Annotated in this window: 19 protein-coding genes; 3 read left to right on the top strand and 16 right to left on the bottom strand. The window is 71.6% G+C overall.

What is annotated here, in order from left to right; all coding sequences use genetic code 11:
• Positions 1-137 precede the first annotated feature (137 nt).
• The 6 genes from DAE25_RS18255 to DAE25_RS18280 are packed head-to-tail and all read right to left on the bottom strand — an operon-like array spanning position 138 to position 6,623.
• The gene (locus DAE25_RS18255; protein WP_107767580.1) at positions 138-935 is read right to left on the bottom strand and encodes a transglutaminase-like domain-containing protein; all 798 of its coding nucleotides are present in this window, start codon (positions 933-935) and stop codon (positions 138-140) included.
• Positions 935-2,086 (bottom strand): flavodoxin-dependent (E)-4-hydroxy-3-methylbut-2-enyl-diphosphate synthase, encoded by a 1,152-nt coding sequence (gene ispG, locus DAE25_RS18260; protein WP_056885589.1) that lies wholly within the window; start codon positions 2,084-2,086, stop codon positions 935-937. The genes DAE25_RS18255 and ispG overlap by 1 nt, the downstream gene beginning before the upstream one ends.
• 31 nt (positions 2,087-2,117) lie before the next feature.
• Entirely contained in the window at positions 2,118-3,470 is a 1,353-nt protein-coding gene (locus DAE25_RS18265) for a M50 family metallopeptidase (protein WP_107767581.1), read from the bottom strand.
• The gene (gene dxr / locus DAE25_RS18270; protein ID WP_107767582.1) at positions 3,467-4,573 is read right to left on the bottom strand and encodes a 1-deoxy-D-xylulose-5-phosphate reductoisomerase; all 1,107 of its coding nucleotides are present in this window, start codon (positions 4,571-4,573) and stop codon (positions 3,467-3,469) included. Before dxr ends, DAE25_RS18265 begins: the two co-directional genes overlap by 4 nt.
• Complete coding sequence (locus DAE25_RS18275) at positions 4,570-5,202, bottom strand: AMP-binding protein (RefSeq protein ID WP_107767583.1); 633 nt, start codon at positions 5,200-5,202, stop codon at positions 4,570-4,572. Before DAE25_RS18275 ends, dxr begins: the two co-directional genes overlap by 4 nt.
• Positions 5,199-6,623, bottom strand: coding sequence for a M1 family metallopeptidase (locus DAE25_RS18280; RefSeq protein WP_159083834.1), 1,425 nt, complete (start codon positions 6,621-6,623; stop codon positions 5,199-5,201). The genes DAE25_RS18275 and DAE25_RS18280 overlap by 4 nt, the downstream gene beginning before the upstream one ends.
• 182 nt (positions 6,624-6,805) lie before the next feature.
• Between DAE25_RS18280 and DAE25_RS18285 the strand changes: the two genes are divergently transcribed.
• Both DAE25_RS18285 and DAE25_RS18290 read left to right on the top strand, forming a co-directional pair.
• Positions 6,806-7,687: a serine protein kinase RIO gene (locus DAE25_RS18285; RefSeq protein WP_107767585.1), complete on the top strand. Its 882-nt coding sequence runs from the start codon at positions 6,806-6,808 to the stop codon at positions 7,685-7,687.
• 30 nt (positions 7,688-7,717) lie between these two features.
• Positions 7,718-8,806, top strand: a complete 1,089-nt coding sequence (locus tag DAE25_RS18290; protein WP_107767586.1) for an LOG family protein — start codon at positions 7,718-7,720, stop codon at positions 8,804-8,806.
• 7 nt (positions 8,807-8,813) lie between these two features.
• On the opposite strand, the gene DAE25_RS18295 is transcribed toward DAE25_RS18290, so the two are convergent.
• From DAE25_RS18295 to rpsB, 9 genes are all read right to left on the bottom strand, one after another.
• On the bottom strand, positions 8,814-10,046 hold the full coding sequence (locus tag DAE25_RS18295) for a glycosyltransferase family 4 protein (RefSeq protein WP_107767587.1): 1,233 nt from the start codon (positions 10,044-10,046) through the stop codon (positions 8,814-8,816).
• A 253-nt stretch (positions 10,047-10,299) separates the two neighbouring features.
• Positions 10,300-11,436, bottom strand: a complete 1,137-nt coding sequence (rlmN, locus tag DAE25_RS18300; protein ID WP_056885596.1) for a 23S rRNA (adenine(2503)-C(2))-methyltransferase RlmN — start codon at positions 11,434-11,436, stop codon at positions 10,300-10,302.
• A 56-nt stretch (positions 11,437-11,492) separates the two neighbouring features.
• Positions 11,493-11,855: a hypothetical protein gene (locus DAE25_RS18305; RefSeq protein WP_107767588.1), complete on the bottom strand. Its 363-nt coding sequence runs from the start codon at positions 11,853-11,855 to the stop codon at positions 11,493-11,495.
• A 4-nt stretch (positions 11,856-11,859) separates the two neighbouring features.
• On the bottom strand, positions 11,860-12,381 hold the full coding sequence (locus DAE25_RS18310) for a histidine phosphatase family protein (protein ID WP_107767589.1): 522 nt from the start codon (positions 12,379-12,381) through the stop codon (positions 11,860-11,862).
• 24 nt (positions 12,382-12,405) lie between these two features.
• The gene (locus tag DAE25_RS18315) at positions 12,406-13,287 is read right to left on the bottom strand and encodes a phosphatidate cytidylyltransferase (protein ID WP_107767590.1); all 882 of its coding nucleotides are present in this window, start codon (positions 13,285-13,287) and stop codon (positions 12,406-12,408) included.
• Positions 13,287-13,841: a ribosome recycling factor gene (frr, locus tag DAE25_RS18320; protein WP_199907678.1), complete on the bottom strand. Its 555-nt coding sequence runs from the start codon at positions 13,839-13,841 to the stop codon at positions 13,287-13,289. Before frr ends, DAE25_RS18315 begins: the two co-directional genes overlap by 1 nt.
• Positions 13,842-13,920: 79 nt before the next feature.
• A complete protein-coding gene (gene pyrH, locus DAE25_RS18325; RefSeq protein WP_107767591.1) occupies positions 13,921-14,637 on the bottom strand; it encodes a UMP kinase in 717 nt (238 codons plus the stop codon).
• Between the two features lie 175 nt (positions 14,638-14,812).
• Complete coding sequence (gene tsf, locus DAE25_RS18330) at positions 14,813-15,625, bottom strand: translation elongation factor Ts (protein ID WP_107767592.1); 813 nt, start codon at positions 15,623-15,625, stop codon at positions 14,813-14,815.
• Between the two features lie 47 nt (positions 15,626-15,672).
• On the bottom strand, positions 15,673-16,878 hold the full coding sequence (rpsB, locus tag DAE25_RS18335; protein ID WP_107767593.1) for a 30S ribosomal protein S2, sunset domain variant: 1,206 nt from the start codon (positions 16,876-16,878) through the stop codon (positions 15,673-15,675).
• Between the two features lie 417 nt (positions 16,879-17,295).
• Between rpsB and DAE25_RS18340 the strand changes: the two genes are divergently transcribed.
• The gene (locus DAE25_RS18340) at positions 17,296-18,003 is read left to right on the top strand and encodes a M23 family metallopeptidase (RefSeq protein WP_107767594.1); all 708 of its coding nucleotides are present in this window, start codon (positions 17,296-17,298) and stop codon (positions 18,001-18,003) included.
• 28 nt (positions 18,004-18,031) lie between these two features.
• Here the strand turns inward: DAE25_RS18340 and DAE25_RS18345 are convergent, their stop codons facing one another.
• On the bottom strand, positions 18,032-18,979 hold the full coding sequence (locus DAE25_RS18345; protein WP_107767595.1) for a tyrosine recombinase XerC: 948 nt from the start codon (positions 18,977-18,979) through the stop codon (positions 18,032-18,034).
• Positions 18,980-19,073: the final 94 nt, after the last annotated feature.

The raw sequence follows: 19,073 nt of genomic DNA on the forward strand, positions 1-19,073 counted from the left end.
ACGCCACGGCTTCCAGACCCCGGCCGAAGTCCTGGACCAACTACTGTCCAAAGACACACACGAAGACGGTGTTGCGTGACTGCCTAGATTCCGCCTCGAGATCCGGGGTCCGTTCGTCACGGACTACCCCGAGATTGTCAGCGCAGGCGGGTGAGCGCGAGGCCGTCGTCGGCCGGCAGCCCGGGGTCCGCGGTGGCGGTGACGGTCATCGGGCCCATCGAGGCGCGACCGGAGTTGACCGTGAGGAACGCCGTGTCGGCGGCGTCGCGGCCGGTGGCGATGCGCACCAGCGAGGAGCGGGGCGCGAGGCCGGTGCCGTCGACGACGTACCAGCGCCCGTCCAGGGCGACCTCGGTGACCGCGTGGAAGTCCATCGGCACCAGGCCGGGGGCGTAGACGCTGACGAGCCGGGCGGGCACGCCGAGGGCCCGCAGGAACGTGATCACCAGCTGCGAGGTGTCCCGGCACACGCCGAGGCGGCTGAGGTAGGTCTCCAGTGCGCCGTCGACCGGGCCGCTGGCGCCCGGGGCGTAGGTGATGTGGGTGAGCGCCCACGACACCACGGCCTGCACGAGCTCCTCCCCGGCGAGGTCGCCGAAGTGCGCGTGGGCCACGGCCGAGAGCCGGTCGGAGTCGCAGTAGCGGCTCGGCCGGGTGAAGACGATCGCCTCGAGGTCGGTGACCGGGCCGGTCGGCTCGCCCTCCGGCACGACGGCGTCGTACGCGAGCGTGAGACGCCCGACGGGGGCGGACGCGATGCGGTGGAGGCGGGTGGTGCCGTCGACGATCTCGGTGGTCTCGACGGGCTCACCGTCGACCGTCACGGCGAGCGTCTCCTCGGTCGGGCCGAGGTCGGCGGCGACCGCGACGGAGAACACCAGGTCGGCCGGCTCCGTGACGGTGAGGTCGAGCCGGCTGCTGACGGTACGCCGCATCAGCTGACGCTGACGCTGGCCTCGGCGCCCTCCACGGGCTCCATGCCCTCGGCGATCCGCATGGCCTCCTCGATGAGGGTCTCCACGATCTGCGACTCGGGGACGGTCTTGATGACCTCGCCCTTGACGAAGATCTGACCCTTGCCGTTGCCGGAGGCGACACCGAGGTCGGCCTCGCGGGCCTCGCCAGGGCCGTTGACGACGCAACCCATGACCGCGACGCGCAACGGCACCTCCATGCCCTCGAGCCCGGCGGTGACCTCCTCGGCCAGCTTGTAGACGTCGACCTGGGCCCGGCCGCAGCTGGGGCAGGAGACGATCTCGAGGCGACGCGGCTTGAGGTTGAGCGACTCCAGGATCTGGAGGCCGACCTTGACCTCCTCGACCGGCGGGGCGCTCAGCGAGACCCGGATGGTGTCGCCGATGCCCTGGCTGAGCAGGTGGCCGAACGCCACGCTGGACTTGATGGTGCCCTGGAAGGCGGGGCCGGCCTCGGTCACGCCGAGGTGCAGCGGCCAGTCGCCGGCCTCGGCGAGCAGCTCGTAGGCACGCACCATCACGACGGGGTCGTTGTGCTTGACCGAGATCTTGAAGTCGCGGAAGCCGTGCTCCTCGAAGAGCGACGCCTCCCACACGGCCGACTCCACGAGCGCCTCGGGCGTCGCCTTGCCGTACTTGTCCATGATCCGCTTGTCGAGGGAGCCGGCGTTGACGCCGATCCGGATCGAGGTGCCGCGGTCCTGGGCGGCCTTCGCGATCTCCTTGACCTGGTCGTCGAACTTGCGGATGTTGCCCGGGTTGACGCGTACGGCGGCACAGCCGGCGTCGATGGCGGCGAAGACGTACTTGGGCTGGAAGTGGATGTCGGCGATGACCGGGATCTGCGAGTGCTGGGCGATCTCGGCGAGCGCGTCGGCGTCGTCCTGGCTGGGGCAGGCCACCCGCACGATGTCGCAGCCGGTCGCGGTGAGCTCGGCGATCTGCTGGAGCGTGCTGTTGACGTCGGAGGTGAGCGTCGTGGTCATCGACTGCACCGAGATCGGGCTGTCGCTGCCGACGCCGACCGAGCCGACCTTGATCTGGCGGGTGGGGCGCCTCGGGCTCAGGACCGGAGGAGGAAGAGCGGGCATGCCGAGGCCGACGGAGGTCATGGGCCCCAGCCTACGTGGGGAGCGGTGCCGCTCAGACCTGCAGGTGGAGCGGCACCACGAGGTCGCCGACGATGAGGACGACGCCCATGACCAGCATGGCCGCGCCCACGACGTACGCGACCGGCAGCAACCGGGCCACGTCGACGTAGCCGGGGTCGGGCCGACCACGCAGGCGTGCGAACCCGCGCCGCAGCGCCTCCCACATCGCACCGGCGATGTGGCCGCCGTCGAGCGGGAGCAGCGGCAGGAAATTGAACATGCCGATGAAGAAGTTGAAGCCGGCGATGAGCATCACCAGGGAGACGATCTTGTCCTGCATCGGGAAGGTCTCGTGCGAGGCGACCTCCCCGGCGAGGCGGCCGCCACCGACCACGCTCACGGGGCCGTTGGGGTCGCGGGGCTCGAGGCCGACGATCGCCTGCGCGACGTCCCACACCTTGGCCGGCAGCTGGGCGAGGGCCTGGAAGGTGTCGACGGCCATGCGGCCCATCTGCTGGAGCGTGTAGACCGGGCCGCCGGTCTCGTAGATCGGCGTCGCCACCGGCATCACGCCGAGGAAGCCGACCGGGGTGAGCTCCTCGGGCGAGGAGGCGTCGATCGGGCGGGGCTCGACCTGCGTCGTGGCCTGGAGCTCGACCTGCTCGCCGTCACGCTCGACCACGATGGTGGCGGTGCCGGCGCCGTTGTCGCGGATGGCCTGCTGGACCTGCTCCCACCCGGTGACCGGGGTGCCGTTGAAGCTGATGAACTCGTCACCGGGCTCGAGCCCGGCCGCGGCGGCGGGGCTGGGGTTGTCGCGCAGCTCCTCCGCGGTGCAGGCCCGACCGTCCTGGTCCGCCGGGACGATGCACGGCACCACCTCGGCGACGACCGGCTCGACCTTCGCGTCGACGACCTGGCCGACGGTGGCGAAGACACCCCAGAAGAGGAAGAAGGCGATCGCGATGTTGACCATCGGGCCGCCGGCCATCACGACGACCTTCTGCCACGACTTGAACTTGTAGAACAGCCGGTCGGAGTCCTCGGGCTTGACGTGCTCCCACTCCGCCGCGCGGGCGTCGGAGATGAGCTGGGTGAACATGCCGGTGTTGGACTGCCGGACGCGGGTCTCGCCGTTCTCGTCGACCACGGTCTCCTCGCCCTTGCCCGGCGGGAGCATGCCGACGATCTTGACGTAGCCGCCGAGCGGGATCGCCTTGACGCCGTACTCGGTCTCACCGATCCTGCGGCTGAAGACCGTCGGGCCGAAGCCCACGAACCACTGGGTGACCTTCCCGCCGAACCTCTTGGCCGGGATCAGGTGGCCGAACTCGTGGAGGCCGATCGACGCGAGGATCGCCACCACGAAGATCAGCACGCCGAGGGTGTAGAAGAGCGCGGTCACGATTCTCCGTTGCGGTTCGAGATGGTGCGGGCAGCCTCCACGCGGGCCCAGGCATCGGCCGCGAGGACGTCGTCGACGACGAGGTGCTCCTTCGAGGGTACGTCGTGGTGGGCAACCACGCGGGCAACTGTGTCGACGATGTCGGTGAACCCGATCCGGCCGGCGTGGAACGCCTCGACGCACACCTCGTTGGCCGCGTTGTAGACGGCCGGCGCGGTGGAGCCCCGCTCCCCCGCCTCGCGGGCCAGGCGGACCGCGGGGAAGACGTCGTCGTCGAGGGGCTCGAAGCGCCAGTCGGCGGCCTTCGTCCAGTCGATCGGCGTCTCGGCGTCGGGGACCCGGTCGGGCCAGCCCATCCCCATGGCGATCGGGACCAACATGGTGGGCAGGCCGAGCTGGGCGACGACGGCGCCGTCGACGAACTCCACCATCGAGTGGATCAGCTGCTGCGGGTGCACCACCACGTCGATCCGCTCGAACGGGACGTCGAAGAGGAGGTGCGCCTCGATCACCTCGAGCCCCTTGTTGACCAGGGTCGCGGAGTTGGTGGTGATCACCTTGCCCATCGCGAAGTTGGGGTGGGCCAGCGCCTGGTCGGGCGTCACCACGGCGAGCTGCTCGCGCGACCGGCCGCGGAACGGGCCGCCGCTCGCGGTCAGCACCAGGCGGCGTACCTCCTCGGCGGAGCCGGCCCGCAGGCTCTGGGCGATCGCACTGTGCTCGGAGTCGACGGGCACGATCTGGCCGGGACGGGCCCGGTCGCGCACCAGCGGGCCGCCGACGATCAGCGACTCCTTGTTGGCCAACGCCAGCGTGGTGCCGGCGTCGAGGGCGGCGAGCGTCGGGCGCAGCCCGACGGCGCCGGTGATGCCGTTGAGGACGACGTCGCAGGGCATCGCGGCGGCCTCGGTGGAGGCCTGCTCGCCGACCCCGGAGTACGCCGGGGCGAACTCGGCGACCTGCTGCTCGAAGAGGTCCGGCTGGGACCCGCCGGCGGTGAGACCGACCACGCGGAAGCGGTCGGGGTGGGCCCTGACGAGGTCGAGGGCCTGGGTGCCGACCGAGCCGGTGGACCCGAGGACGACGACGTCGCGCCGGGTCATCGGGCCTCCTCCGCGTCGAACGACCAGAGCGCGAGTCCGCCGACGACCAGCACGGAGGTGCCCACAGGTGCAGGGGGCTCCTCGGCGCCGAGCGCGGCGAGGACGGTCAGCTCCGCGTCGCCCACCCGGGCGAGCACGGCGTCGCCGGGCACGTCGGCGCAGCCCGCCGGGTCGGTGCGCCCGGCCCGCATCACCATGGCCCAGGACAGCTCCGTGCTGTCGTCCACCGTCACGACCGGGACGTCGCCGGTGTCCAGCGACGGATCGGTGCCGGCGACGAGGACCCGGGCGGTGCCGACGTGCGGTGCGAGGTCGTCGGTGTGCTCGACGACCGCACCCAGCCGGGCCACGGCCAGGGTCACCACGGCTGCCTCGAAGGCAGGCACCGGGCCGAGGGCGACCGTGTCACCCACGCCGGTGCCGAAGGCGCGCAGCACCCCGGCGAACGCTCCGACGTGCGTGAGCAGCTCGGCGTACGTCCAGGAGCGCGCGTCGAGCGTCAGCGCGACGTCCTCGGCGCGCCCGCGGATCACGTGCCGGTCGAGGGCGTTGTAGCAGGCGTTGAGCGTGCCGTCGGACGGTGAGTCGACCGGCTTGCGGAACCAGTCGATCGTGGTGCTGGTGGTCATGACAGCCCGTTGTCGGCCGTCCGGGCCGGCTTGCCCGGGGTGCGCAGCCAGGCGGTGAAGAAGGACGTGAGGTCCTGCCCGCTGACCGAGGCGGCCAGCGCCTCGAAGTCCTGCGTGGTCGCGTTGCCCCCGGCCTTCTGCTGGAGCCAGGTGCGCAGCAGCAGCCAGAAGGCGTCCTCCCCGATGCGCTGGCGCAGGGCCTGCAGGGTCATCGCGCCGCGCTCGTAGACGGCGTTGTCGAAGATCCGGTCCTTGCCCGGGTCACCGATGGTCAGGTCCCAGAACGGGTCGTCCGCCGCGATGTTGTCGTAGGAGCCGCGCAGGATGTCGGCCGCGGACCGGCTGCCCTTGCGCTCGACCCAGCGCCACTCCATGAACGTCGCAGCGCCCTCGTTGAGCCAGATGTCGCTCCAGCGCGCGATCGCCACGTCGTCGCCGAACCACTGGTGCGCCAGCTCGTGCACGATCAGGCTCTCCGCCGGCCCGCCGAGCGTGGGGTAGGTCGGCCGGGTCTGGTTCTCCAGCGCGAAGCCGACCGGGAGGCCGGTGCTGATGCCGCCGGTGACCTCGAAGGGATACGGCCCGAGGTCCTTCTCGAGCCCCTTCACCACGGACGCGCTGGTCCGCAGGGCGCGCATCGAGCCGGCGCGGGTCCGGTCGTCCTGGAGGCGCGAGACGGCGTTGACCCACGGCAGCCCGCCGGTGGTGCCGCGCTCGATCTCGAAGTCGCCGGCGGCGAAGAACGCGAGGTACGTCGCCATCGGGTCCTCGGCGCGCCAGCGCCACGTGACGGTGCGCTTGGTCCTCGTCTTGCTGACCAGCGTGCCGTTGGCGACCACCTCACGACCGCGGTCGACGGTGGTGGAGATGTCGAAGGTCGCCTTGTCGCTGGGGTGGTCGTTGCCCGGGAACCACCACGGCGCCATGTGCGGCTGGTTCATCGCGACGACCTCGCGGTCGTTGGCCAGCCAGTTGCGCTCCCCGGCATAGCGCTTGTCGTCGGGGTTGCCGGCGTAGTGGACGACGACCCGGTGCGTGGACCCCGCCGCCAACGGCGAGGCGGGGGTGATCCGCAGCTCGTGCTTGTCGGGTCGGGAGTGCCGGGCGCGCCGGCCGTCGACGGTCACCTTCGTCGTCGGCAGCAGGAAGTCGAGGTTGAAGCTGCCGAGCTCGGCGGTCGCGGTCAGCTCGAGGACGGTCCGGCCCTCGAGGCGCTGGGAGGCGAGGTCGTAGCGGTTCTTGATGCGGTACGACGCGACGTCGATGCCCCCGTTGCCGTCCAGCGGCCAGTAGGCGTCGCCGATGCCGGGGCTGCCGGCCGGCGCGGACTCCTCGCCGGAGGCGGCCTGGGTGAGGAGGACGGGCGCGACCACGACGGTGGCGAGCAGCGCGGCCGACGTACGACGAAGGGAGCGGTTCACCCGTGCAAGGTACCCGCCCGATCCGGAAAACCCGTTGCGCAGCGTGATCCCCGTCGGGCACCGTTGTCCCCGAGGCGTCGCCCGACGCCACCTGCTGTGCAGGGAGCCCGAGAGGAGCCGTGACATGACGATGACTGTCCTCGGCCTGTCCCCAGACCGATCCTCTCTCCCACGGAGCACAGATGACGCACGACTTTCCCGAGGGGTTCCTCACCCCTAGCACCACCGACCGCCTCGTCGACGTCGACGAACGGTTCGTCTTCGACTACAGCAGCTACGCCGACGACCTCGGTCCCGGCCAGAGCTGGTCCCCCTGGGACGACCTCGAGGCCCTGATGAAGGGCCCCGAGCCGCGCCCCGACTGGGTCGTCACCTCCAGCGGTGCGATCGACACCGAGCTCGGCATCCTCAAGACGGGCAAGGAGGCCGACGTCTTCCTCGTCGAGCGCGTCGACCCGCACCGCCCTGACGAGGCTGTCGTGATGGCCGCCAAGCGCTACCGCGACACCGACCACCGCACCTTCCACCGCGCCGCGGCCTACACCGAGGGGCGCTCCATGAAGCGGTCCCGCGACAACCGCGCCCTCAAGCGCAAGTCGTCGTGGGGCCGGATCGTGGCGGCCGGTGAGTGGGCCGTCTCCGAGTGGGGGGCGCTGCGGCGCCTCTGGGAGCTCGGGGTGCCGGTCCCCTACCCGGTCCAGATCGACGAGACCGAGATCATGATGGAGTGGATCACCCATGACGGTGAGACCGCGCCCCGCCTCGCCCAGGTCCGCCCCGACCGGGACCTGCTCGAGTCCTACTACGAGCAGCTGCGCGACTCGCTGGGCACGATGGCGCAGGCCGGGATCGTGCACGGCGACCTCTCGCCGTACAACACCCTCGCGGCCGGTGACCGCCTCGTCATCATCGACCTCCCCCAGATCGTCGACCTGGTGGGCAATCCGCAGGGGATGGACTTCCTGCTCCGCGACTGCGCCAACATGTGCCAGTGGTTCCGGGCGCGTGGGCTCGAGGTGGACGAGCAGGAGCTCTTCGGGGACCTGATGGCGCACGCGTTCTGAGCCGAGGGTGCCTCTGGTTGGCTGTGGCCCGTGAGGCACACCCACGGACGCATCGTCGACATCACCACCCTTCGCGACCTCGACGCCCGCCTCGCGGCGGGCGCAAGGTCGCTGGAGGGCTGGCGGGTGGTGGGGCTGGACCTCACCGAGCGTGGCAGCGTGCTGCTGTCGCGCTCGGTGGCGTCGACGCTCTTCCTCGGCTGCACGTTCGCCGACGGGGACGAGGACGAGGTACGCCGCCGGGGCGCGGTGGTCCTGCCTGACCTGCCCGGCAGCCCGGTCGACACCTACCGCACGGCGCTGTACTCCCCGCGCGACCTCTACGACACGCCCCGGTACGCGGCCTCGCTCGACGCCCGGGCCTACGCCTGGTCCCAGCACCGTCCCGACCAGGACGCGGCGCTCGCGCAGGCCCTGCACGACCACGCGATCGACCAGGCCCTGACCGCATGGATCGCCGGTCGGCGGACGCTCGGCGTCATGGGCGGCCACGCGCTCCCACGCGGGTCCGGTGGCTACGCCGACGCCGCCCGGCTCGGGCACGCGGTCGGTCGCTCGGTCACCGTCGCCACCGGCGGCGGGCCCGGTGCCATGGAGGCCGCCAACCTGGGGGCCCTGCTCTCTGCGGCCGACTCGTCCTCGCTCGACGAGGCGCTGGACAGGCTCGCGGTGGTGCCGTCCTTCACTCCCGACATCGGTGCCTGGGCGGACGCCGCCTTCGCCGTGGTGTCCTCCGTCAAGGACCCCGTCGAGTCCCTCGGGATCCCGACCTGGCACTACGGGCACGAGCCGCCCAACGCGTTCGCGACCGCCATCGCCAAATACTTCCGCAACGCGACCCGGGAGGCGGTCCTGCTCGAGGTGTGCACCGCCGGGATCGTCTTCCTCCCCGGCGCCGGCGGGACCGTGCAGGAGGTCTTCCAGGACGCCTGCGAGAACTACTACGCCGACGAGACCTCGATCGCCCCGATGGTGCTCGTGGGGCGGGAGCACTGGACGGAGACGCTGCCGGCCTGGCCGCTGCTCCAGTCCCTCGCCCGGGGCCGGGCGATGGAGGACCACGTGCACCTCGTCGACACGGTCGCCGAGGCGGCCGCGCTGGTCGCGTCGTACGAGTGACGCACCCTCAGCCCGCGCGCCGGGCGGCGGTGCGGATGCCGATCACGTCCCGGTAGTGCTCGAGCAGTCGCTCGTTCACGGCGTCCCAGGAGCGCCCCTGCACGCTGCGCGCGGCCGCTCGGGAGACGCGGGCGCGCAGGTCGTCGTCCTCGACGAGCCTGCGCACGTACGACGCCAGCTCGTTGCCGTCGCCGGGCCGGTAGAGGAAGCCGGCGGAACCGTCGTCCACGACGTCGATCGGCCCGCCGGCGCGGGGCGCCACGACCGGGACCCCCGACGCGAGGGCCTCCTGGGCGGCCTGGCAGTAGGTCTCGTGGCGCCCGGTGTGCACGAAGACGTCGAGGGTGGCGTGGGCGCGGCCCAGCTCGTCGCCGTGGAGCACGCCGAGGAAGGCCGCGTCGGGCAGCAGCGCCCGCAGCCGCTGCTCGTCGGGACCGCCGCCGACGACGACCACCCGGACGCCCGGGAGGCGGTCCACGTGGGTCAGCAGCTCGAGCTCCTTCTCCGGGGCGAGGCGACCGACGTACCCCACGAGCAGCTGCCCGTCCGGGGCCAGCTCGCGGTGGAGCGCCTCGTCGCGGAAGGACGGCGAGAACATCTCGAGGTCGACGCCCCGCGGCCAGCGGGCGAGGCCGGGCAGCCGCATCTCCTCGAGCTGGGCCAGGGACGCCGTGGACGGGGCGAGCGTGCGGTCGACCACGAGGTGGATGCGGCGGGTCAGGGCGGTCATCGCCGCCATGCCTCCGGCGATGCCGTAGCGCTCGGCGAAGCCGACCAGGTCCGTCTGGTAGATCGCCACCGTCGGGATGCCGAGCTCACGCGCGGCGCGGGCCGCCTGGTAGCCCAGCGTGGCGGGTGAGGCGATGTGGACGACGTCGGGCTGGAAGCGGAGCATCACCCCACGCAGGCGGCGCCGCGTCTCCAGGCCGATGCGGAAGTCCCGGTAGAACGGCAGGCTCGCGCCCCTCGCGATCGTGACGGGGAAGCCGGCGTAGGTCTCCGGACCGGTGGGAGCCACGAGCTCGGCGACGTGGCCCTGCGCGGCGAGGTGCTCGAGCACGCGGCGTACGGAGTTGGTGACCCCGTTGACCTGCGGCAGGAACGACTCGCTCGCGACCAGCACCCGGAGGCGGCCGGAGTCGGCCCGCAGCCGCTGGATCGGGGTGACGTTGGAGCGACCGAACGTCGCGTTGGAGGTGGCGGAGGCACGGGGGCGTCGGCGCAGCTGCACGGTGGCCATGCCCCGGACGATGCGCCGGGTCGCGCAACGGACCGGGAGGCCGACGCGGACGACACGTGAACACTGGCCGACCGGACTCCCGGCCCGTCCACCCGCCGGTCACACGGGGTTCAGCACGCGCTCAGGCTTCGGCGGCGGTGCTGACTGCCACCTCGCACCTCGCCCGCTCCGCTGGCGCTCCGCGCGCTCAGGCTTCGGCGGCGGTGCTGACTGCCACCTCGCACCTCGCCCGCTCCGCTGGCGCTCCGCGCGCTCAGGCTTCGGCGGCGAGCTGCCCGCAGGCTCCGTCGATCTCGCGGCCGCGCGTGTCGCGGACCGTCGTCGGGATCCCCTTGGCCTCGAGCCGGCGGACGAACTCGCGCTCGTCCTTGGGGTCGCTCGCCGTCCACTTCGAGCCCGGCGTCGGGTTGAGCGGGATCAGGTTGACGTGCACCCAGCCCCAGTCGCCGTACGAGTTGAGGACGTCGCCGAGCAGGTCGGCACGCTCGGCCTGGTCGTTGATGCCGCGCATCATGGCGTACTCGATGGAGACGCGACGCTTGGTGACGCGGGCGTAGTCCCACGCCGCCTGCACGGTCTCGGCGACCGAGAAGCGGGTGTTGATCGGCACCAGCTCGTTGCGCAGCTCGTCGTCGGGGGCGTGCAGGCTCAGCGCGAGGGTGACCGGGATGCCCTCCTCGGTGAGCTGCTTGATCCGGGGCACCAGGCCGACGGTGGAGACGGTGACGCCGCGGGCGCTCATGCCGAGCCCGGCCGGCGAGGGGTCGGTGAGACGGCGTACGGCGCCGATGACGGCCTTGTAGTTGGCCAGCGGCTCCCCCATCCCCATGAAGACGACGTTGGAGACGCGACCCGGACCGCCGGGCACCTCGCCGCGGGCCATCGACCGGGCCCCGGCGACGACCTGCTCGACGATCTCGGCGGTGGACATGTTGCGCTGGAGACCGCCCTGTCCGGTCGCGCAGAACGGGCAGGCCATCCCGCAGCCGGCCTGGCTGGAGACGCAGACCGTGGCCCGGTCGGGGTAGCGCATCAGCACCGACTCGACGAGCGCACCGTCGAAGAGCTTCCACAGCGTCTTGCGGGTGGTGCCCTTGTCGGCCTCCTGGGTGCGCAGCGGCGTCATCAGGTGCGGCAGCAGCGCGGACACGAGCTCGTCGCGCTGGCCGGCCGGGAGGTCGGTCATCTCGGCGGGGTCGTCGACGAGGCGGCCGAAGTAGTGCGTCGACAGCTGCTTGGCGCGGAAGCCCGGGAGGCCCATCTCGGTGAGCAGGTCCTTGCGGCCCGCCTCGTCGAGGTCGGCGAGGTGGCGCGGCGGCTTCTTGCGGCCCTTGGGCTCGTTGAAGACGAGGGGCAGGGTCTTGATGGGTTCGGTCTCGGGAGCAGACATCAGGCCACGATCCTCCCACCGCTCCCCCGCTCGCGGCGAACCGGCGGGACGAGCACTCAGCTCACGTCGTACTGGACCATGAAGTAGAGGACCAGGGAGGCCACCCCGAGCACCACCAGGGCGGTGACGACCATCCCGATCACCATGAAGACACCGAACCGCCGGGTCTTGCGCTTGGCGAGCAGCACGATGGGGAGCACGAGGGCGATCAGGACCAGCGGGAACAGGTCCTGGGCACGCTCGTAGGGGAAGAACAGCCGCAGCACGCCGGCGAAGCCCCCGGGCAGGGCGGTCACGAAGAGCATGCCGGCGAAGAAGCCCGTGATGCCCGCGAAGGTGGGGTGGCTCTGGTGCCACCAGCTGGGCTCGGCGGTCGGCTCGACCCGTTGCTGGGTCTCGGTCGTCTCCGGCGTGCTCATGGCCTCATCGTAGGGCGGCGGGGACCTCGATCACGTCGGGCATGCCGAGTGACGCCCACCTCACCAGGTCCGGCTCGCGGCCGGTCAGCGCGGCGACGAGCAGGGTCCACGCGGTGCCGTGGCCCACCATCACGACGTCGTCGTCACCGTGCACGTCGAGGATCCGGCGTACGGCGGGCAGCAGCCGCTCGCGGGTGGCGGCGAGGGGCTCCCAACCCGGTGCTGCGGGCTCCGCCGGCTCGGCGAAGGCGGCCCGGACCCGGTCGGGGAAGTCGTCGAGCAGACCGGCCGCGCGCTCGTGCTCGCGGAGCTCGTCGACGATGCCGACGTCGCCGTCGGTGAGCAGCTGGGCGGTCTGCTGGGCCTTGGGCTCGGGCGAGCAGAACCACGCCGCCCGGGCCGGCAGGCGGCCGGACCCGCGCAGCTCCCAGACGGCGTCGAAGCCCGCCGGGTCGAGATCCCACTCGCTGGCCGGCCGGTCGGGGTCGACGAGGGAGCGGCCGTGCCGGACGAGGAACAAGGTCATGGACGCAACCGTGTCACAGGCGCATCAGGTGAAGACGAGGTAGTGCAGGAGCAGCCAGATCGGCGCGATGGTGGCCAGCAGCGAGTCGAGCCGGTCCATGAGGCCGCCGTGGCCGGGGATGACCTGGCTCATGTCCTTGATGCCCAGGTCGCGCTTGATGACCGACTCGCACAGGTCGCCCAGGGTCGCCATCACCGCGGCGATCAGACCGAGGACCACGCCCACCCACCAGTCGCCCTCGAGGAGGTAGACCACCAGGGCGACGCCGGCCGCGACGCAGAAGACCAGCGAGCCGACGAAGCCCTCCCACGACTTCTTGGGCGAGATGACCGGGGCCATCGGGTGCTTGCCGAAGAGCACGCCGGCTATGTAGCCGCCGATGTCGGAGGCGATGGTGACCACGATGAAGGTGATGATCCCCTTGACGCCCTCGTCGAAGCGCTCGAAGCCGGTGGCCCCGCCCTCGGCCAGCATCAGCGCCACGAAGGAGCCGAGGAACGGCACGTAGACGAGGGTGAAGATGGAGGCGGTGGCGTTCTTGACGTAGCCGTCGATGCCGCGCCGCAGGAGCCACAGCATGATCACCAGGCCGGTGACCGCGGTCGCGGTCACCAGCGCCGGCGCGCCCCAGAAGTAGGCGACGACGACCATGACCACGCCGCCCACCATCAGCGGCTGCTCGGGCAGGTCGATGTCCTTGGCGAGCATCCCCTTGCGGAGCTCCCACACGGCCACCACGACGGCCGCCGCGACGATCACCATGAAGGCGGTCTTCCACACCGCGAGGGACGCGGCGATGGCGCCGAGGAGCACCACGGCAGAGCCGATCGCGGCCGGGAGGTTGCGACCGGCGCGGCCGTGGTCCTTCTGGGGTGCCGTCGGGGCGGGCATGGTCGGGGACGCCATCAGACCTCGAGAAGCTCGGCTTCCTTGTTCTTGAGCATCTCGTCGATCGCGTCGGTGTGCTTCTTGGTGGTGACGTCGAGCTTCTTCTCGCCGCCTGTGACGTCGTCCTTGCCGACCTCGCCGTCCTTCTCGAGCCGCTCCATGCCCTGCTTGGCCGTGCGGCGCAGGTTGCGGACCGCGACCCGGCCGTCCTCGGCCTTGGCGCGCGCGAGCTTGATGTACTCCTTGCGGCGCTCCTCGGTCAGCTCGGGGAAGCCGCAGCGCAGCACCTTGCCGTCGTTGGCCGGGTTGACGCCCAGGTCGGAGTCGCGGATGGCCCGCTCCAGGTTGCCCATCACGCCGATGTCGTAGGGGGAGATCAGGATCGTCCGCGCGTCCTGCGAGGTGAAGGACGCGAGCTGCTGGATGGGCGTCGGCGTGCCGTAGTAGTCGACCACGATCTTGTTGAACATGCTCGGGTGGGCGCGGCCGGCACGGATCGCGGCGAACTCCTCGCGGGTCGCCTCGACCGACTTGGCCATCTTCTGGTCGGCCTCGTTGAGGACATCGTTGATCACGTGCTTGCTCCTACCGGGTTGTCTCGTGCGTCGGCGTGCTTCTGGGACTGGGATCGTGTGGGGGTCTCGTGCCCGCTCAGCCGTCGCGGCTCACGAGCGTGCCAATCTTCTCACCCTGGACGGACCGGGCGATCGTGCCGGGGGTCGAGAGGTTGAAGAACACCATCGACATGTTGTTGTCGCGGGCGAGGCTGATGGCCGTCGCATCGGCGACCTTGAGGTTGCGGGCGAGGTACTCGTCGTAGCTCAGGTCGTCGAACTTGACGGCGTCCGGGTTGGTCTTGGGGTCGGAGTCGTAGACCCCGTCGACGCCCTGCTTGCCCATCAGGATGACCTCGCAACGGGTCTCCAGCGCCCGCTGCGCGGCGACCGTGTCGGTGGAGAAGAACGGCATGCCGGCACCGGCGCCGAAGATGACGACGCGGCCCTTCTCCATGTGCCGGATGGCGCGCCGCGGGATGTAGGGCTCCGCGACCTGCCCCATCGCGATGGCGGTCTGCACGCGCGTCTCCACGCCCTGCTGCTCGATCAGGTCCTGCAGCGCCAGGCAGTTCATCACCGTGCCGAGCATGCCCATGTAGTCGGCACGCGCCCGCTCCATCCCGCGCTGCTGCAGCTCGGCACCCCGGAAGAAGTTGCCGCCGCCGACCACGATCGCGACCTGGACGCCGTCGCGGGCCACGTCGGCGATCTCCTTGGCGATGGCGCTGATCACGTCGAGGTCGAGCCCGACCTGGCCTCCGCCGAACACCTCTCCCGACAGCTTGAGCAGGACTCGGTTGTAGGCGGCCACAGGTGTTCCCTTCGACGACTGGTGGGTCGGGGCAAACCTACCGGTGGGTCACCCCTCCCGGCGAACGCGGTGGTCCCCCTGCGGGTGTACGACGACGGGGCCGGCACGACTCTCGTCGTACCGGCCCCGTCGGGGTGCCTCGGCGATGTCGCCGTGGCGGTGCTGTGTCAGCGGGTCAGGCGCCGACCTCGAAGCGCACGAAGCGCTTCACGGTGGTGCCGGCCGCGTCGAGGACGGCCTTGACCGACTTCTTGTTCTCGGTCACCGACGGCTGGTCGAGGAGGGCGACCTCCTTGTAGAAGCCGTTGAGGCGACCCTCGGTGATCTTGGCGATGGCAGCCTCCGGCTTGCCCTCCTCGCGGGAGGTGGCCTCGGCGATCTCGCGCTCCTTGGCGACGACGTCCGCGGGGACCTCGTCACGGGAGAGGTACGTCGGGCGCATCGCGGCGATCTGCTTGGCGGCACCGTCGGCGCCGGCCTCGTTGCCGTCGTACTCCACCAGCACGCCGATGGCGGGCGGCAGGTCGGCGGACCGCTTGTGCATGTAGGCGACGGTCTCGCCCTCGAAGTACGCGACGCGACCGAGCTCGATCTTCTCGCCGATCGTCATGGCCAGGCCGTCGACGACCTCGCCGACGGTCTTGTCACCGAGCTGGACGGCCTTGAGGGCCTCGGTGTCGCCGGCCTTGGCCTCGGCCGCCGCGTCGGCGATCTGCTGCGCGGCGGACACGAAGTCGTCACCCTTGGCCACGAAGTCGGTCTCGCACTTGAGCTCGACGAGGGCGCCGCCGGAGCGGGCGACCAGGCCGGCCGAGGCCTCGCGCTCGGCGCCGCGCTCGGCCATCTTCTTGCCCAGCTTGATGCGGATGAGCTCGGAGGCCTTGTCGAAGTCGCCGTCGGCCTCGGTGAGGGCCTTCTTGCAGTCCATCATGCCGGCGCCGGTGAGCTCGCGGAGCTTCTTGACGTCAGCGGCGGAGATGTTCGCCATGTTCCTTCTTCCTCGAAGTAGAAAGGTGGGTGGGAGCCGGGAGGAGGTCAGTCCTTGGTCTCGGCGTTGACGAAGCCCGCGGCCTCGGCGGCGTCGGCGGTGCGGAACCACACGTCGGCGTTGGTGCGGTCGAACCAGGGGCTGGTCGGGGCGTGGAACTTCTTGGAGTTCTCGTTGCCCTTGATCTCGAAGCCCTCGGGGGCCGAGCCGTCCTCGAGCGCGGCGGCGGAGTCGGCGCCGTAGGGGGCGTCGGTCTTCTCGTCGGCCTTCTCGTCAGCCTTGACCTCGGTCTCGACCTTCTCGTCGGCCTTGGCCTCGGTCTCGACCTTCTCGTCGGCCTTGGCCTCGGTCTTGGTCTCGGCGTCCGCGGCGGGGGCCTCGGTCGCAGCCTCGGCGGCGGGGGCCTCGGACGCGGCACCGGTGGCCTCGGCGGCCGGGGTGTCGTCGGTCTTGGCGTCGCCGCCGGTGGCCTCGACGGCCGCCTTCTCGGCGTCACCGGCGAGGAGCTCGCGCTCCCACTCGGCCAGCGGCTCGGCGGCCGTGGCGTCGGCGGTCTTGGCGCCCGAGCGGGACATGAGGCCCTCGGCCACGGCGTCGGCGACCACGCGGGTCAGCAGGCCGACGGCGCGGATGGCGTCGTCGTTGCCCGGGATCGGGAAGTCGACGAGGTCGGGGTCGCAGTTGGAGTCCAGGATGCCGATGATCGGGATGTGCAGCTTGCGGGCCTCCTCGACGGCGAGGTGCTCCTTGTTGGTGTCGACGATCCACACCGCGGAGGGGACCTTCGACATGTCGCGGATGCCGCCGAGGGTCCTGTCGAGCTTGTCACGCTCGCGCTTCATCTGAAGCAGTTCCTTCTTGGTGCGGTTGGAGCCCGCGACGTCGTCGAAGTCGATCTCGTCGAGCTCCTTGAGGCGGTTGATCCGCTGGTGCACCGTCTGGAAGTTGGTGAGCATGCCACCGAGCCAGCGCTGGTTGACGTAGGGCATCCCGACGCGCGTCGCCTGCTCGGCGATGGCCTCCTGGGCCTGCTTCTTGGTGCCCACGAACATCACGACACCGCCCTTGGCGACGGTCTCCTTGACGAAGGCGTAGGACCGGTCGATGTAGGCCAGCGACTGCTGCAGGTCGATGATGTAGATGCCGTTGCGCTCGGTCATGATGAAGCGCTTCATCTTGGGGTTCCAACGACGGGTCTGGTGACCGAAGTGGACGCCGCTCTCGAGCAGCTGGCGCATGGTGACGACTGCCATGTGTATCTCCTGTGTGATGGAGGCGCTCGCGTTGTGCCCGGCCTTCTGGCAGGCCGGACCGGGAGCGTGCTCCGGTTGGTTTCAGTTGCTGCACCCGACGGGTGTCGGTTGCCCTGACGCTCGCGCGCGATCCCATCCGCCCTCGTGGTGCAGGTGCGGAACTCAGGGACTCGCGCCCACGGGTGGTCGGCCTCCACGGAGAGAGCCCGTCGCGGTCTGTGAGCGTGCGAAGTCAGCCCATGGTCGATCTGGTGGTGCCGGGCTGCTCTGCGAATCGTAGGCCACCGCCCCGGCGGCGGGCCAATCGAAGGACTGGCGCGGTCCCGGAGCGGTCCACAGGGTGTCGGCGGCCGGTGCTCCTCCACAGTACGACGCCCCTTTGTCGCGCCCGTCGTGCCCGCCGCGGACGCTGTCCGGATGACCTCCCTCGCTCCACGTCCGGACGCGCGCCGCATGGTGGCTTCCGCCCTGCCCGCGGTGCTGGCCGTGCTCGTGGTGCTGGCCTGGCCGGCCTCCTCGGCCGGTGCCGAGGACCCCGACCCGGTGGGGGTCTGGCCGCTCGATCCGCGACCCGACGTGGTGGCGACGTTCGACCCGCCGGACGACCCGTGGGGAGCCGGGCACCGCGGCGTCGACCTGGCCGGACGGATCGGGCAGCCGGTGCGGTCGGCGCTCCCCGGGGAGGTCGCCTTCGCCGGAAGCATCGCGGGCAAGCCGGTGGTGACCGTGTCGCACGGCGACACCCGGACGACGTACGAACCCGTCGTCGCCTCCGTCGCCGTCGGCGCCCGGGTGGCGGCCGGGGACGTCCTCGGGGTCCTCGACCTGGCGGCCAGCCACTGCTTCCCCCGGGCCTGTCTGCACTGGGGGTGGCGGCGCGGGGAGACCTACCTCGACCCGCTCGACCTCGTCGGGGGCGGACCGGTGCGGCTGTTGCCGCTGTGGCGCGACGAGCCGGCCGCCGGTGGTGCCTGGCGTCCTCCCGTGCACCCGTACGCCGCGTGGTCACCGCTCGTGCACGACGCCTCCGACCACGTCGGCTCCTCCCCCGTCGCCCGGGGCCCCGCCGGTCGCGGTCGGGACGACCCTCCCCCGGGCGGTCGCCCGCTCGAGGCCCTCCCCTGAGTTGCTGGCCCCGCGTCCCGCGTCGGGGTCAGGCGCGCGGGTGCGCCTGCCGGTACGCCGCCCGCAGCCGGTCGGTGGTCACGTGCGTGTAGAGCTGGGTGGTGGCCAGCGAGGCGTGGCCCAGCAGCTCCTGGACCGAGCGGAGGTCGGCGCCGCCCTCCAGCAGGTGGGTCGCGGCGGTGTGGCGGAGCCCGTGGGGTCCGATGTCGGGGGCCCCGGGCACGTCGGCGATGCGACGGTGCACGAGGTCACGGACCGCGCGCTGGTCGATCCGTCGACCCCGGGCGCCGAGGAAGACCGCCGCGCCGGCGCCCTCGGCCCGAAGCACCGGTCGGCCGAGCTCGAGCCAGAACTTCAGGGCCCGCGCGGCCGGCCGGCCGTAGGGGACCGAGCGCTCCTTGCGACCCTTGCCGAACACCCTCACCACCTGGCGGTCGTCGTCGAGGTCGTCGATGTCCAGGCCGACCAGCTCACCGACCCGGATCCCGGTGGCGTAGAGGAGCTCGAGCATGGCGACGTCGCGCAGCCCGACCGGGCTGCCGTCGTCGGCGATCGCGGCGGCGGAGCGGATCAGGTCGGCAGCCTCGTCGGCACGCAGCACCGGCGGGAGGCTCTTGTGCTGCTTGGGCGAGCCGAGCGAGGCACCCGCGTCGGTGGGGGCCCTCCCGGTGCGCTGGAGCCACGCGGTGAAGACGCGCGCCGCCGTCGCGCGACGGGCGAGGGTCGTGCGCGACAGGCCCAAGGACTGCTGCTTGGCCAGCCAGGAGCGCAGGGACCGCAGGTCGAGCTCGGCGACGTCGGAGAAGCCGAGCCGGTGGGCGTGGTCGAGCAGGGAGGAGATGTCCCCGAGGTAGGCGCGCACCGTGTGGGCGGTGAGGTCCCGCTCGGACACGAGGTGGCGCTCGTACTCCCCCAGCAACCGCACGAACCCCTCGGGGAGCCCGTCGGGCTCGGAGACCTCCGGCTGCTCGCTCACCTGCCGATCGTAGGTCCGCGGGCAGGTCGGGCCGGTGAGGCTCGTCGCGGGCCGTCCTCAGAAGTGGTCACGTCCGGCGCCGCGACGGCTCGAG

Source organism: Nocardioides terrigena, from assembly GCF_003047265.1.
Taxonomy (GTDB): Bacteria; Actinomycetota; Actinomycetes; order Propionibacteriales; family Nocardioidaceae; genus Nocardioides; species Nocardioides terrigena.

What these genes read in the sequence shown, in the direction of transcription:
- ispG (WP_056885589.1), bottom strand. Translation starts at nt 2,086, where the DNA reads ATGACCTCCGTCGGCCTCGGCATGCCCGCTCTTCCTCCTCCGGTCCTG.
- DAE25_RS18285 (WP_107767585.1), top strand. Translation starts at nt 6,806, where the DNA reads ATGACGCACGACTTTCCCGAGGGGTTCCTCACCCCTAGCACCACCGAC.
- dxr (WP_107767582.1), bottom strand. Translation starts at nt 4,573, where the DNA reads ATGACCCGGCGCGACGTCGTCGTCCTCGGGTCCACCGGCTCGGTCGGC.
- tsf (WP_107767592.1), bottom strand. Translation starts at nt 15,625, where the DNA reads ATGGCGAACATCTCCGCCGCTGACGTCAAGAAGCTCCGCGAGCTCACC.
- rlmN (WP_056885596.1), bottom strand. Translation starts at nt 11,436, where the DNA reads ATGTCTGCTCCCGAGACCGAACCCATCAAGACCCTGCCCCTCGTCTTC.
- DAE25_RS18315 (WP_107767590.1), bottom strand. Translation starts at nt 13,287, where the DNA reads ATGGCGTCCCCGACCATGCCCGCCCCGACGGCACCCCAGAAGGACCAC.
- DAE25_RS18295 (WP_107767587.1), bottom strand. Translation starts at nt 10,046, where the DNA reads ATGGCCACCGTGCAGCTGCGCCGACGCCCCCGTGCCTCCGCCACCTCC.
- DAE25_RS18275 (WP_107767583.1), bottom strand. Translation starts at nt 5,202, where the DNA reads ATGACCACCAGCACCACGATCGACTGGTTCCGCAAGCCGGTCGACTCA.
- DAE25_RS18305 (WP_107767588.1), bottom strand. Translation starts at nt 11,855, where the DNA reads ATGAGCACGCCGGAGACGACCGAGACCCAGCAACGGGTCGAGCCGACC.
- DAE25_RS18255 (WP_107767580.1), bottom strand. Translation starts at nt 935, where the DNA reads ATGCGGCGTACCGTCAGCAGCCGGCTCGACCTCACCGTCACGGAGCCG.
- DAE25_RS18340 (WP_107767594.1), top strand. Translation starts at nt 17,296, where the DNA reads ATGACCTCCCTCGCTCCACGTCCGGACGCGCGCCGCATGGTGGCTTCC.
- rpsB (WP_107767593.1), bottom strand. Translation starts at nt 16,878, where the DNA reads ATGGCAGTCGTCACCATGCGCCAGCTGCTCGAGAGCGGCGTCCACTTC.
- DAE25_RS18310 (WP_107767589.1), bottom strand. Translation starts at nt 12,381, where the DNA reads ATGACCTTGTTCCTCGTCCGGCACGGCCGCTCCCTCGTCGACCCCGAC.